At 58.0% G+C, this 13,817-nt stretch carries 10 protein-coding genes; 3 read left to right on the top strand and 7 right to left on the bottom strand.

Going from position 1 to position 13,817, the window contains the following annotated elements; all coding sequences use genetic code 11:
- Window positions 1–648 precede the first annotated feature (648 nt).
- Genes K227x_RS20410 through K227x_RS20395 form a run of 4 tightly spaced genes read right to left on the bottom strand, consistent with a single transcriptional unit; the run spans window position 649 to window position 6,456 of the window.
- Window positions 649–1,893, bottom strand: a complete 1,245-nt coding sequence (locus K227x_RS20410; RefSeq protein ID WP_145172422.1) for a hypothetical protein — start codon at window positions 1,891–1,893, stop codon at window positions 649–651.
- Between the two features lie 8 nt (window positions 1,894–1,901).
- The gene (locus K227x_RS20405) at window positions 1,902–2,885 is read right to left on the bottom strand and encodes a glycosyltransferase family 4 protein (protein WP_145172420.1); all 984 of its coding nucleotides are present in this window, start codon (window positions 2,883–2,885) and stop codon (window positions 1,902–1,904) included.
- Window positions 2,886–2,888: 3 nt separating this feature from the next.
- Window positions 2,889–4,001, bottom strand: coding sequence for a glycosyltransferase (locus K227x_RS20400; protein ID WP_145172418.1), 1,113 nt, complete (start codon window positions 3,999–4,001; stop codon window positions 2,889–2,891).
- 1 nt (window position 4,002) lies between these two features.
- Complete coding sequence (locus tag K227x_RS20395) at window positions 4,003–6,456, bottom strand: polysaccharide biosynthesis tyrosine autokinase (protein WP_145172416.1); 2,454 nt, start codon at window positions 6,454–6,456, stop codon at window positions 4,003–4,005.
- 444 nt (window positions 6,457–6,900) lie between these two features.
- Here K227x_RS20395 and K227x_RS20390 point away from each other — a divergent pair, with 444 nt between their 5' ends.
- The gene (locus tag K227x_RS20390) at window positions 6,901–7,134 is read left to right on the top strand and encodes a DUF5989 family protein (RefSeq protein WP_145172414.1); all 234 of its coding nucleotides are present in this window, start codon (window positions 6,901–6,903) and stop codon (window positions 7,132–7,134) included.
- A gap of 47 nt (window positions 7,135–7,181) precedes the next feature.
- Here the strand turns inward: K227x_RS20390 and trhO are convergent, their stop codons facing one another.
- The 3 genes from trhO to K227x_RS20375 all read right to left on the bottom strand — a co-directional run bounded on the left by trhO (window position 7,182) and on the right by K227x_RS20375 (window position 11,505).
- Window positions 7,182–8,105, bottom strand: a complete 924-nt coding sequence (gene trhO / locus K227x_RS20385) for an oxygen-dependent tRNA uridine(34) hydroxylase TrhO (protein ID WP_246145995.1) — start codon at window positions 8,103–8,105, stop codon at window positions 7,182–7,184.
- Window positions 8,106–8,315: 210 nt separating this feature from the next.
- On the bottom strand, window positions 8,316–8,831 hold the full coding sequence (gene tpx / locus K227x_RS20380; RefSeq protein ID WP_145172410.1) for a thiol peroxidase: 516 nt from the start codon (window positions 8,829–8,831) through the stop codon (window positions 8,316–8,318).
- Window positions 8,832–9,057: 226 nt separating this feature from the next.
- Window positions 9,058–11,505, bottom strand: a complete 2,448-nt coding sequence (locus K227x_RS20375) for an efflux RND transporter permease subunit (protein WP_145172408.1) — start codon at window positions 11,503–11,505, stop codon at window positions 9,058–9,060.
- A 185-nt stretch (window positions 11,506–11,690) separates the two neighbouring features.
- Between K227x_RS20375 and K227x_RS20370 the strand changes: the two genes are divergently transcribed.
- Both K227x_RS20370 and K227x_RS20365 read left to right on the top strand, forming a co-directional pair.
- Entirely contained in the window at window positions 11,691–13,016 is a 1,326-nt protein-coding gene (locus K227x_RS20370; protein WP_246145994.1) for a phospholipid carrier-dependent glycosyltransferase, read from the top strand.
- A gap of 10 nt (window positions 13,017–13,026) precedes the next feature.
- Window positions 13,027–13,629, top strand: a complete 603-nt coding sequence (locus tag K227x_RS20365) for a hypothetical protein (RefSeq protein ID WP_145172406.1) — start codon at window positions 13,027–13,029, stop codon at window positions 13,627–13,629.
- The last annotated feature ends 188 nt before the right edge of the window (window positions 13,630–13,817 follow it).

Here is a 13,817-nt window from a genome sequence, read left to right as displayed (position 1 = left end):
GCGGTGCGTTGGCTGATCAGCGCGTGGGGCGTTGCCCGCACGGTTAAACGAAATGTGGGTGAGGGTGATGTGTTTCGCTTCGGTTGGCCGCGTGCCTGGGGGGCCGTGCGTTGGTTGGTAAACGCGTGGGGCGTTGCCCGCACGGTTAAACGAAATGCGGGTGGGGCTGATGTGTTTCGCTTCGGTTGGCCGCGTGCCTGGGGGGCCGTGCGTTGGCTGGTAAACGCGTGGGGCGTTGCCCGCACGGTTAAACGAAATGTGGGTGAGGGTGGTCTGTTTCGCTTCGGTTGGCCGTGTGCCTGGGGGGCCGTGCGTTGGTTGGTAAACGCGTGAGGCGTTGCCCGCACGGTTAAACGAAATGTGGGGGTGGGGCTGATGTGTTTCGCTTCGGTTGGCCGTGTGCCTGGGGGGCGGTGCGTTGGTTGGTAAACGCGTGGGGCGTTGCCCGCACGGTTAAATGAAGTGTGGGTGGGGCTGATGTGTTTCGCTTCGGTTGGCCGTGTGCCTGGGGGGCCGTGCGTTGGCTGGTAAACGCGTGGGGCGTTGCCCGCACGGTTAAACGATGCAACGCGGGTGGGGTGATGTGGTTCGCGGCGCGTTCGGCGTTGCTTGTGCGGTTAAACGAAAGATGTTGAATTGGTGGAAGGACTACAAACGCACTCGGATGCTTGGGATTTTTAGTGACGGGATGCGGATATAGATTTGCAACAGCGGTACGACCATCGCAAAGATGATCAGGGTTAGCGTGATCCCACGGTGGAACATCGAGATTCGCCACAGCTCTAGGTGGCATGCTTGCAGCACCCCAAAGGCGAAAATGAAATAGGTGCCCGAGTAGCGTCGCAGCATGCCGCAGGCACCACTGCTGATCATGACCACCAACGAAAGAGCCACTAGGTTCCAGCGGCCTGTCAGTGCGGCGAAATCCATCAGCGCCGAGTTCGTGGACAGATTGGCGTCGATCCCCGCCGACTCGCTCAGATGCGAATGACCGCCCGAGAAGTTCATCGCTTCAATCCCGCCTTGAAACGGTGCAGCCAGGTATCGATGGAATTCGCCCAACACGGCGGACACGACATTGTCGGCGCCTCGATTTTGATAGTAGCCATAGGTGCGCGAGATCGTCAGCGCCCCCAACAACACAATCACGGCGGAAGCACCGATGATCAGTTCGCTACGCGAAATCTTCCTTTTGTAGCTGCTTTCCGGATACAGCAGATAGGCGATGCCGCCCATGACCACTGCCCAGATGAGCGATAGTCGACTGGAGATCATCGCAACGGACAGCAGCAGGCCGAAGGATATCACCGCCCGGGCTGACAAATCGCGGAACGCCAAATATCGGAAAATCGCAATCGCGCCGGCCAGGATCGCCAGGTATCGCAGTGACAGGATTCCCGACTGATAGTTTTCGTACAGTGCCATCTTGAACGCGTTCGCATTGAACGATATCAGAGCCTGCAAACAACCGGCCGGTCCGATGGCACGGACAATGGTCAAACCAGCGATCAAGGTTCCGATCGCGGCGAACAGAATCGTTGCTGACCAGAAACCGGTGTGTCGCAAATCGACCGGGCGATCGGCATGGATCGTTGGCAGCCGCCGGCTTAGGATTCGGCCCACCAGGTAACCGACCCCGGCCGCCAACCCCAGCATCAGATAGGCACCGATCGTGATGGCGACTTCGGTAAAGGTCGCCGGCGCCGCCACATAGCCCTTCCCGCTCTGGGTGATCGAAGGCGCCATCCAGGCCAGCATGCTGACGGATGCACCCAGCAGGATCGCCACATGCGGCAGGCCTGCGATCTTTGCGATCCCCCAACGGCGCGTTGGACTGCCTGCTGGCGCGTTTCCGGCGGCTGAATGGGGATCCCTCGTGGAGGTGCTCGACATCGGACTGATCATGCCACGTTCTTCAATGCGTTGTCTATGCGATAAGCTACGTCGGCCCAGCGAAAACGACTCGCTTGCCGTAGCCCCAAGGCCACCTTGGACTGACGATCGGATGATGGACTTTCGATTCGCGTGATCTGTTCCACCAGCGATTCTTCGTCGTCAGGATCGAACAGAAGTCCGGCGCTGCCCATCACTTCGGGAATGGACGTGCGATCGGCGCCCATCACCGGACAGCCACACGCCATGGCTTCGACCAACGGCAACCCAAACCCTTCGAAATAGCTGGGCAATACCGTTGCCACTGCCGCGCGATAGTGCATCGCCAGTTCGGCATCGCTGAGTCCCGTGCGAAAACGGACACGCTGGGCCAGACCAAGTTGTTGGATCCGCCGGCGTATCGAATCGTTGGGTTTCATCACCATCGTCAACGACAGGTCCGAATCGATTCGCGACAGGGCACGCAGCAACACGTCGACATTTTTGTGCGGACGTGTGTTCCCGACGTACAGCAGAAATCGCTGGTCGGTATCCAGTCGCGGTCCATCGGGCGTGAATTCGTCGCTGACGCCGTTCCCAACGCACACCACTTGGCTGTCCCGCAGACCATACCACTGGATGATCTGCTGCCGACTGAATTCCGAAACGGTCAAGGTCAACGGAGATCGACGGACAACGGGTCTTTGCAGATGTTTGTAATAGGCCAGCTTCAACTTGGATTGTTTGTCTCGGTAGTGGACATGAATCAGATCGTGGATCGTGCACACGACACGACATTTTGCAAAGGCGGGAACGTTGAATCCGGGGCTAAAAAACAGCGTCGCCTTTTCGCGTCGCAGACAACGGCCCAGTCGCCACGCGTCGGTGGCGTTGGTGGGGTACCCGTTGATGGGCAGATCGTTCCAGCCGACCAAGTGTTTGCGGGTTTCGGTTGCAAAACGTCCGATGCCATGTTGGGCACACCATCGTTGGTCAAAGTACAGTCCAGGCATCGTTCAGCTCGCGATCGATTGAGGAAGCACTGGTGCGTCGATCGCAATTTTGGATTCAACAAAATCACGATACTGTTGGCAGAAACGTTCCGCGGAAAATCGCTGTGCGGCTGCGTTGCAGACATCGGCGGAGATCGGGTGATCGGCCATCGAATCGACCGCATCGATCAGCGAATCGATATTCTGATCATCAAAGAACAGGCCTGTTTGACCCTCTACCACGGTTTCCAACGCTCCACCGCCCCGATACGCGATCACTGGGCAGCCGGCTGCCTGAGCTTCGACCGGAGTGATGCCAAAGTCTTCGACACCGGGGAATATCAACGCCTGGGCGATTTCCAAGTTTCGCTTCAGATCAGCAAAACTGCGACGTCCCCAAAATTCAACGTTCGGCTTGGCAACCGATTCCAAACGCGATCGTTCGGGGCCATCGCCAATGATCACCAAGCGTTGGCCGGTGCGATTGAACGCTTCGACAGCCAAATCGATCCGCTTGTAAGGGACCAATTCCGAGATCACCAGACAGAACGATTCTCGCGGCCGGTCATGTTGGAACGCGTCGACGGCAACGGGCGGAAAGATGACGGTCGATTCGCGGTCGTAGTACTTTTGGATTCGTTCAGCGACAAACTGGGAATTGGCGATGAAGTGGGTCACGGACTGTGCGGCCCGATAGTCCCAATCACGCAGTCTTGGGGCGCAGCCGTCCAGTGCAACTCGCGCCGCCAAGGACGTCTTTTTATAGTCGGCCGACATCTCCCACAGGTACCGTGGTGGCGAATGACAATAGCAGACATGGGTGGCCGACTCGGGTGCGTCGATTCCCTTGATCAGAGATGCGTCGCTGCTAAGCAAGACGTCGACGTCTTCATCGACCTTCAGATTGCTGATCGCCCACGGATGCAGCGGCAGCAGATGCCGGTACAAAGCGGCCGCCTTGGGAATCCGCTGCAACGCACTGGTGCGAATCTTGCGTCCGGCGATCCCAGGCACATCAACGCGTGGATCCTGCACCAGAGTGTAGATGTCACCCGGGAACAGCGATGCCATTTGTTCCAGCACGCGCTCGCCACCGCGATAGCTGGTCAACCAATGATGTGCCAATGCAAACTTCATACTACAACGACGCCCTTTCCGATGATCGCGACGAACGACCCTTGGGGCCTAGTTCACCGGAAAGCCCCGCTTCGCCTTTGGGCCCCAGTTCGCCTTTCGGACTGGGGACGGTACGCACGGAGGGAAGATTTTCCGTGTTGGTAGCGGCGTACTGGTTGTGGTAGTGGCCGACGTATCCGTATCGGTCTCGTTGATAGTTTCCGTAGCCATAGCTCTTGGCGTCTTGATCGACACCGTTGACGATCACAGCGGATGGCTGCATGCCGATGTCTTGCAAAATCTTGGTGGCTTGTTCGACAGGGCGTCGGCCGTTCTTGCTGACCCGAATGGTCATGACCACAGAATCCACGATCGGCGCGATGATGGCTGGGTCTGCAACTGCCAACAAAGGTGGTGCGTCGATCAAGACCAGATCAAAGTGCAGCGACATCTCGGACAACATCATCGAGAATCTTGCCGATTCCAACAGTTCAGCCGGATCCGATGTGGGGGATCCGTTGGCCATCAGGTTCAGGTTAGGAATTTCCGAAGGTTTGATGGCGGTGTCGGCCGAAATTTCGCCGCGCAACACATCGGACAGTCCGGGGGACTCGGCGACGTTGAACAATCCAGCGATCACCGGTCGTCGCATGTCGGCGTCGATCAACAGCACACTTTTGCCGGCACGTGCGAACGAAATGGCTAGGTTCGATATCGTGGTCGATTTGCCATCGCCCGGTTGCGGGCTGGTCATCATGATTGTCCGCACATCGTCTTTGCGGTTGGTGACCATCAAAGCGGTACGGGCAACTCGATAAACTTCGGACTCGGTCGACCGCGGTGCGTAAGAACAGACCAGCGACGGTTGGACGCCACTGTCCTTGTTCAATAGTTTGCGTAGCTTCCGAAGGTTGAATCGTGGAACGTGGGCGATCGCGGGTGCACCGACGGTCCGTTCCAAATCAGCAACGTCGCTGAAGGTCGAATCCATCAGTTCGCTTCCGACCGCCAACAATAGCCCCAATGTCATGCCCAGGAACAACCCGATAGCAGCGATGATGGGAAGCTTCGGCCAAGCGGCCGACTGAGACACTTCGGGGCTCTCCAGCAGGTCGGTCGAAAAGCCGGCGTAGGATCGGGAAAGTTTCAGTTCCTGCAATCGCAAGATCACTTCGTCGTAACGCGATTGGGCGCGAGTCAGTTTAGACTTCATCGAACTGCCCTTCATGAAGTCACTTTCGACTTCCTTGGCCAGTCGCATTTCCAGGGTCGATTCTTGCAGCAAGAATTCTTTCCGCTTCTCCAGTTCCGCGATGTCGTTGGACAGTAGCGAAGTGTAGGTGCTTAGCATTTCGGCCGCGTCGAACTTTCGACTTTGCACCTTCGTTTCGGCAGGCTGGTTGGACGAAATGAATCGCCGGGTAATCTCGATCTCTTGTCGGACGGCTTCGACGAGAGGGTGGCCGGCACCAAAGGCGTCACTGAAACCGCGTTCCTTTTGAATCAAGTCCAACATGCGGTTGTACTGGGCTTTGGCAACCTCTTGTCGAATCGGCTGTTCCGCTTGAAAAGCTTCGCTTTGAGTCTCGCCGCGGGTGACGTCCAAAAACAGTTTCAGCCGTTCCACTTCCTTTTGGCTCAGCAGTGCCAAGTGGTCCATGCTGTTGATCTTCGAACTATCACGTGTGGCCAGATAGCTCTTGATGACTTCAAGCCGCGAACGCGATTCGGCCAACGATGTGGTCACGATATTCAGTTCGGCTTCTAGGTTTTCTAGCCGATCTTTGTGGACGTCTTGCACCGTGGAGCCTTCGATCAACACCGGCACCGACGTGACAAATTCACGATACTCGCGGTCCGCCGTGGCCAGTTCCAATTCATGGGTTTCGCGAGCCTTTTCCATCAACTCGACCGCTTGCTCGGTGCTGTTGTGCCCGTGCGATTCGACGTAGTCGCGATAGCTGTCGTAGATCGCCGATAGGACGATGGCGGCGTCTTCAGGGTTGGTGTCGCGATAGGATGCACGCAGCACCATTGCGTCGCGAGCCGAACCCTCGCCACCCCGGTTCACTTCGATGTTCTTCAGAATGTGATCGATGACGCTGCCACCGTTGGCCACAACCTGCTGGAACGACGCCAATTGATCCAGGTTGCCCTTCTGGATTGCTTCGGCCAACATCCGCCGTCCGACGAACAATCGCAGGTGAGTCGCCAGTTGGTCTTCCTGGATGTTATCGCCGCTGGCATTGGCGCCGGTGATCGTCCCGTTGTTGGTCACTTCGCTGCTGCGTTGACCCACCAGGATCTCGATCTTGGATTCGTACATCCGGTCGGTCGAGAAGTAATAGAAGCCTGCCAACGACAGTCCGACAAAGATCCCGAATGCGATGTGTGGCCAACGACGACGGAGCATCCCCAACAGGTTGATCTCGATCACGGTTGCCTTGCTGGCGGATTCTGAAACGGAGGATTCCATGCGGATTGCCCGAGCAAACGTGATGCGTTGAAACTGCGTGAACGCGATCGAGTCTCGAACGCGGTTGAAAAGTCTCCGCCCCTGGATAGCAGCGGTGTTGGCACTTTAAGAGTCCATCACTGCTATCGACCTTTGCGGCGCTCGATCGAATCAAAGTCAGATTCGGCACATTTAAATCATCCGTACCGATCGTGACGGTTGTATCGGTTCGCCGGGATAAAACAATTTTGACGGCGGATCATCAGCCAATCGCCAACCACGACATGCAATCGCGACATGGGACCGTAGCCGAGCCTCCCAGGCTGGAAGCCTAGGCTGCGGGGACTCAGTGGTGGCGGGGGGCAGTGGTGGCGGAGGGCAGTGGTGGCGGAGGTTTGGGGGGATCATCTATGATTCAGGGGTGGCGCCGATCGCGTCACAGGTCGTTCCCGCCGGACACTTCGTATGAATCAGCCATCATCGCCCCATCAACCGGACAGCGGCCAGTTCGATAGCAGCCAGTTCGATAGCGGCAACCCAGGCGGCAAAGACCCGGGGATCGTCCGCGAATTCGCTGGGTTTCTTCGATACAACAAGAAATGGTGGCTGACACCGATTTTGGTGGTCACCGTGTTGATGATTGCGATGGCATTTTTAGCGGCATCGCCAGCAACCCCGTTTATCTACGCCCTGTTTTAAACGCACCAGCGGCGTTTCCACGGCGGTCGTTTAGGTCTGCAACAGGACTACTGTTGTTGCTGGGATTGTTGCTGCAGCGTTTGCGATCGGCTTGCTGCCTGGGCTTGTTTGAGTTGACGCTGTCGTTCGCCGAATCGACTGCGTTGGTCGTCGGTCAGTTGATCGGCACAGTGGGGACACTGGACGCCGGGGCTGAACTTTTCTGATTTCTGGCCCTCCGGCGATACCGGCCAACCGCAACCGAAACACATCACATGGTCGGCTTCCTTCAGGTCATGATCGACAGCGACGCGGCCATCAAACACAAAGCAGTCACCGCGCCAACGTGATTGGTCCGCCGGGACCGATTCCAGGTACTTCAGAATGCCGCCGCGCAGGTGATACACCTCACTGAATCCCACCTTTTTCAGCAACGCCGTCGATTTTTCACACCGGATGCCACCGGTGCAAAACATGGCAACCTTTTTGTGCTTGGCCGGATCGAGATGCTTGGCGACGAATTCGGGGAAGTCGCGAAAGCTTTCGGTTTGCGGATTGATCGCACCTTCGAAAGTTCCGATGGCGACTTCGTAGTCGTTCCGCGTGTCGACTAAGGTGACGTCGGGATCATCGATCAATTCGTTCCATTGCTCGGCATCGACATAGGTGCCGACCGAATCCAGCGGATCGATGCCTTCGACCCCCAGTGTCACGATTTCGGCTTTCAGTCGAACGCGAGAACGGCGAAACGGCATCTCGTCACACGTCGACCATTTGACGTCCAGACCGGCGAAGCGGTCGTCACGACGAAGGAATTCCAGCAATGCTTCGATCGCTGATCTTTCGCCCGCGACGGTGCCATTGATGCCTTCGTCGGCCAACAGCAACGTGCCTCGAACACCGCTGCGGACCATGCAGTCCAAGATTGGGTCGCGAAGTTCAGTGTGATTGTCCAGCGGCACAAATCGGTAGAGAGCGGCGACGGAGAACAAAACGTTGAAGCGTTGGTTTGAGGGGGGGGGCGGGGACGAGACTTCAAGCGATGGGTGGATCGCAAGCCGATTGTGGCTAGCGGCACCGGTTTTCGATCAAACGCCTGCACCAAATTGGGGCGGGCTCTACCACAACGCTCTCTCGATCGATTCGAGAGAGCGATGAGCGGCGAATCGACGAATCGACTCGGTTTGGCCAGCATACGCTGACTAGACCAGCATACGCAGGGCAGCCATTGCCGCGCTGTAGTCCGGTTCTTCGGTGACTTCAGCAACGATTTCTTTATAAGCCACTTTTCCGTCCGCATCCAGAACGAATACGGCGCGGGTCAACAGTTTCAGTTCTTCGATCGTGACACCGTAGTCGGTACCGAAAGCGTGCGTTTGATAGTCGCTGGCGGTTCGCATCTTGACGTCTTCGGCGCCACAGAAACGAGCCTGGGCGAATGGAAGGTCGCGGCTGACCGTGACAGCATTGATCTTGTCGCCCAGCGATCCGAGTTCTTCGTTGAACTTTTTGGTTTGGATGGCACAGGTAGGCGTATCCAGGCTCGGTACGATGCTGATCATCGAAGGTTTGCCCTTCAGATCGGCCAAGGTCAGCGTTTGCAGACCTGCGTCAGCGTACGTCAGCTTGAAGTCTGGGGCGGCCGATCCAACGGCCAAATCGCTGCCTTCAAGGGTCATTGGATTGCCTTTGAACGTGATGACTCCGGTACGTCCCATGATTGCTTCTCTGTGGTTCAAGATTGGTGGAAAAAGGGTGATTTCGCTTACGAAGTATGGTGCCGCGGACGCCAAAAGTGAAAGGGGGGGCGTCGATGCCCAAACTTCATCGGTCATGGGGACCAGCGGGTCACCGGTGGCCAAACGGGGCCAGCCTGGGATGACGATCGAACCCGGCAGGAATGAAAACGCCGACTGCGGGCAGATCCCCGTCGGGCGGGGACATTCACGGGTCGATTGCCGATACCAAGGCTGGCAACAGTGTCAGGTTGACGATCGTTCCCAGCACCAGGGTGGCGGCCACCAGGATCCCGAAGGTCGCAGTCGGCACAAATTGGCTGGTCATCATCGCTCCGAACCCGACGACCAGGGCGATCGTGGCCAGGAAGACTGCCGTTCCGATGTTGCCTGCGGCATGGATCGCGGACGTGTTGGCCGAATGTCCACGACGACGAAATCGTTGGTAGGCCGACAAAAAGTGCACGGATCCGTCGATCGATAGGCCGATGGACACCGCGGCAATCATCGCGGCGCCCATGTTGATCTTCCCCCCCATGATCCCGACCAGTGCCAATACCAAGAACACGGGCAGCAAATTGGGGGCGAGCGCTGCGGTCGCCAATTTGGGCGATCGAGTCGCCATGATCAACAGAATCCACACCAATAGTCCGGATGCGGCAAAGCATCGCCATTGATCACCGACCATTTGGCCTACCAATTGAGTCATCAAGACGTAGTAGCCGGTGACCCGACCTGACGCCCCCACGTCGCTGGCCGCCACGACTCGCCGCACCTCATCAATCAATGCCGTCTTGTGATCCGCATCCAACTGTTCGTTGCTGCGCAGCATGATGCGAAACCGACGTGGCATTGATCCAGGTTCCGTGTCGGCATCCACCGCCGCCTGTGAAGTCGCTGCGCCGGTTTCTGTCTGTTGCTCGCTGGCGTCGGGATCGGCACCGGCGGCGACGGATTCCTCGCCGGCGTTTCCGTCGGATAGCAACGCCGCAAAGAAAACGGGCATCGTTACCTGCATGCCCGAGAGCCGTGTGGCTGGTGACACCAACCTCAGCAATCGTACCCGCAGCGCCACCGCATCTGCATCCGCCAAGCTGATCACCTTGGTCAGTCGCGCACCGTCGACATCGATGTCGCGAAGCTGCCCCGTCAAGTCGCGGACGCTTCGCAAGTATTCTTCGGTCAACACCTGCGGGGCATCCAAGATAATGTCCCAAACGCCGGCGCCGCCAAAGTTGGTTTCGACTCGGTCGTAGTCGGCGACGATCACACTGTCGCTTCGGAAGTTGTTTAGAAAACTGGTTTCCACTTCGGCCTTTCCGAGGCCAACACCGATCACCACGATAACGATGACCGTGGTAACGGCGCACAGACCACGGCGACCAATCGCCAAGGAACTGATCATCAGCCCCCATCGTTTCAGGTCCAGGCGTGATTTGCGATTTCGCGAGCGATCAGCGGATCGTTCGCTACCCCGTGCGGCCGCCTTGCTGGCTTCGCCCGGTGTGGGGATCATCATCAATACCGGGGCGAACAATGCCAACGCCACAAAGACCGCCATCGACGCGATCGCGATCATGATGCCGAATTGTTGAACGGGCAGGATTCGCGAAATCGAAAGTGCTGCAAAGCCAGCGGCATCGGTAGCACAGGTCCAAAAGATGGGGGCGGCCAAGCCTGACATCGCACCGACCGTTGCAGTCAAACGCGATCTGCCCCGCCGCCGATTGGCCTGAAACCGAACGCCGAAATGCAAGATCGCGGTCACACAGATGACGGTGACGACCGCGGTCAGAATCGTGGACACCAACGACAGTTCGACGCCCAATTCGAACAACAATGCTTTGGTGACGGTGACCGACCAAGTGATCACGCCCGCAGCCAACACGATCAATCGCAGGTCTCGCATCGCCACAGCCAAGACGATCGATAGCAGTGCCAGTGTCATGGTTTCCAACTTGGACCCATCACGCTCGATCAACTGAAATCCATCGTGAACCAAGACCGGTTCGCCGACCAATGCCACGTCGCCGATGGTGTCTGCGGCATCACCGGATGCCTGGTTAGCAGACGCCGCATCACCGGGTGCTTGGTCGCCGCTTTCCAAGTCGCCGTTTTCCAAGTCGCCCTGTTCCAGTTCGCCGTTTTCCAGTTCGGTCGCGATCTGTTGAAGCGTTTCGATGCACCCTTGGTCGTGGCCCGGTTCCAAGATGGCGACGACGGCGGCACGCGACTGGTCGGCCGAATGGGTATAGCCGGCAAACAGATCCATGAACCCTCGCGACACCGAATCGGATTTTCGAAACAACGGCGGCGTGCGCGAAAACAATCCGGCAGGTCGAATCTTCTGGACCGCGCGATTCAGAACCGCAGGGGAAAGGACGCCTCGGACTCCGGCCACCGCTTCGACTCTCTGTGACAACGATTCGTTGCGGGCCATCCCCTCGGTCGTCGTGAACTGGGAATCTTCGTAGACCAGCATCACCACGGCGTTGCCACCGAACGCCGATTCCAATTCTCGGTACGCCACCAAAGTGGGATCGTCCTCGGCAAACATCGCGCTGATGCTGCGATCAAAATCGACTCGCCCGGCCAAGGGCCATGCGACCCAGCCGATCACGATCCCGACCAATGCGATCGCATAGCGGTATCGCACCAGTCTGTCCGAAAGATGGGGGAAGGCAGAGCGACGGGGCGGAAGACTCACTATATTGGCCGGACCTTCGAGTTTGGAAACACAAACCAATAGTGATGATGGCAAGTCCGGCCCGGCATGACGAGCGGTGTGAAAATCCGTCACCCCGGCTAGGGGGCGGCTGGGTCGCTTGTTGGGTTGTCTTGATGATCGGATTGGTTGTCCGCGGGGCAGTCGTATTTGCTTTCATGGACGATTTCGAAGCTGATCCGGACGCCTATCGGGCGATCGCCGACACGCTTTCCCAGTCGGGGGTGTACGGCATGACCGGATTCGATGGTCAAGTTCAGCCAACGGCTTTCCGGCCGCCACTGTACCCAGCCTTGCTTTCCTGGACATCGACGTCACCGATTGCCATCGCCATGCTGCACACCCTGTTGGGCGGCTTGACGGTATTGGCGGTCTATGTGACCGCCCGCCACTGGACGGTTCAGGTTTGGCCGCCGGCGATGGCGGCGCTGATGGTCGGGATCGACCCGATTCTGCTTCAGCAGTCGACGCTGGTGATGACGGAAACCTTGGCGGCTTTCATCGTGACGGCTGTGTTGTGGCAATGGTCCAGTCCGGCGGACCAGTTCGAGGGATCGGTGAAGCGAACCATCCACGCGGTCGCGTTGGGATTGTTGTTAGGGCTGGCGTACCTGTGTCGACCCACGTTCCTGGTATGGGCGGTGTTCATCGTCATTGGGCACGCTTGGATTTCCCTGCGCCGGACGCCCAGGGTTTGGGGGCGGATGGTTCCATCGATCGCCTTGGCGGCGGTCGTGGTCGCCATGGTAGGGGCGTGGACGATGCGAAACGTTCGTCAATTGGGGCATCCGGTGTGGGCCACGACCCACGGCGGCTACACGCTGTTGCTGGCCAACAACCCGATGTTCTATCGGTATTTGCGAGAAGGCGATGTGGGAACCGTCTGGGACCCGAACGATTTTTTCGAAGCTTACGCACACCGATACGACGGCGATCCCACGACCCAAGAATTTTGGCAAACCGATTGGTCGTCGACCGCCGTGACGCTGGCAGCCGTTGAAGCGACCGAGGTCAGCGACGATCGGTTGGTCGGTAACGCAGCCAAAGCTGCGATCCGCCGCGAACCGGAGATGTTTTTCGGGTCTGCGGTGGTGCGAGTGGTGCGGTTGTGGAATCCGATGCCGCACCTGACCCCGGGCCGATCGATGGCATTATCGGCGGCCATTGGCGTCTACTACGCTGTTTTCTACGTCCTGGCGTTCCTGGGGTGGGCCAAATGGAAACGGCGATCGGGTCGGTCATCCGCTGAACGTCGAGCCATGATTTGGCCCGTTTTCGCGATGGTTGTGACATTGACGGCTGTCCATGCGGTCTACTGGAGCAACCTGCGTATGCGAGCGCCGTCGATCCCTGGTCTAGCGATCATTGCGGCGCTGGTTTGTTACCGTGACGATTGCGAGAAGTCTGACTGGGAGACGAGCGGAGATGTGGCCAACCGTTGATGGATTGAGAATGCTTCGGGGTGCCGAAGCTGAATTGCTTCGCGGCGCAATCGACATGATGGTCGATCATCTTTTGGCCGAGTATCGCGATGACGAAAACGCGTGGCGATATGGGATCGATGGGTTTGATATGTGGGATGCGGACCAGCGTATTTGGATGCTGGAACAGGTCACCCGTGGATTGTTGACACGACGTCGTCCCCTGGCCCCGGCCGCGATCTGGGAAGCTACGATCGATGCGATCCTCTGTGAAATCATGGATCAAATCGAAATCGAAATCACGGATCCGACACTGGCGAACCCGGATCGAACTTGGCGGCAGTGTGTGATGGATGCGTTTCATTGCCAACAAGGTCGTTTCCCATCGATCGATCCAGCCGACGACCATCTGTCGAATTGGCGCGCGGTGGTCGCAACCGTAGGGGACGTGATCCTGGCAGCCGCGTCGTATCAGAAAACGGAATCCCTGCGCGATACCAACATTGAACGACTGCAGCAGTTCTTGGTGGAACGAGGACTGCCCGATGATTTTCTAGACGTGATCCCACCGATCCGCAGCGTCGAACAAACGCAAGCGTCGATCGACAAAATCCGGTCGCTGGTTGCCAGCTAAGCTGGCGAGCGATCAATCAGTGTCGTTTCTTTCTTCCCCCCCCCTCTCTCTAACTCTGTCCCCCGCAAACCGCTGCGCGGCGGGGGCAAGATGACTTGAATCGCGACACTGATTGATCGCTCGTTGCTAAGTCGATTGGGACACGGCACGCTTCGGCGACCCGACCGACAACCCTAACCGGCAAATCG

Origin of the sequence: Rubripirellula lacrimiformis, assembly GCF_007741535.1 — a bacterium.
Classification (GTDB): Bacteria; Planctomycetota; Planctomycetia; order Pirellulales; family Pirellulaceae; genus Rubripirellula; species Rubripirellula lacrimiformis.
This window is presented reverse-complemented; position numbering and strand designations above follow the sequence as displayed.

What these genes read in the sequence shown, in the direction of transcription:
- K227x_RS20395 (WP_145172416.1), bottom strand. Translation starts at nt 6,456, where the DNA reads ATGGAATCCTCCGTTTCAGAATCCGCCAGCAAGGCAACCGTGATCGAG.
- K227x_RS20365 (WP_145172406.1), top strand. Translation starts at nt 13,027, where the DNA reads ATGCTTCGGGGTGCCGAAGCTGAATTGCTTCGCGGCGCAATCGACATG.
- K227x_RS20410 (WP_145172422.1), bottom strand. Translation starts at nt 1,893, where the DNA reads ATGTCGAGCACCTCCACGAGGGATCCCCATTCAGCCGCCGGAAACGCG.
- K227x_RS20405 (WP_145172420.1), bottom strand. Translation starts at nt 2,885, where the DNA reads ATGCCTGGACTGTACTTTGACCAACGATGGTGTGCCCAACATGGCATC.
- K227x_RS20390 (WP_145172414.1), top strand. Translation starts at nt 6,901, where the DNA reads ATGAATCAGCCATCATCGCCCCATCAACCGGACAGCGGCCAGTTCGAT.
- K227x_RS20400 (WP_145172418.1), bottom strand. Translation starts at nt 4,001, where the DNA reads ATGAAGTTTGCATTGGCACATCATTGGTTGACCAGCTATCGCGGTGGC.
- tpx (WP_145172410.1), bottom strand. Translation starts at nt 8,831, where the DNA reads ATGGGACGTACCGGAGTCATCACGTTCAAAGGCAATCCAATGACCCTT.
- K227x_RS20370 (WP_246145994.1), top strand. Translation starts at nt 11,691, where the DNA reads ATGATCGGATTGGTTGTCCGCGGGGCAGTCGTATTTGCTTTCATGGAC.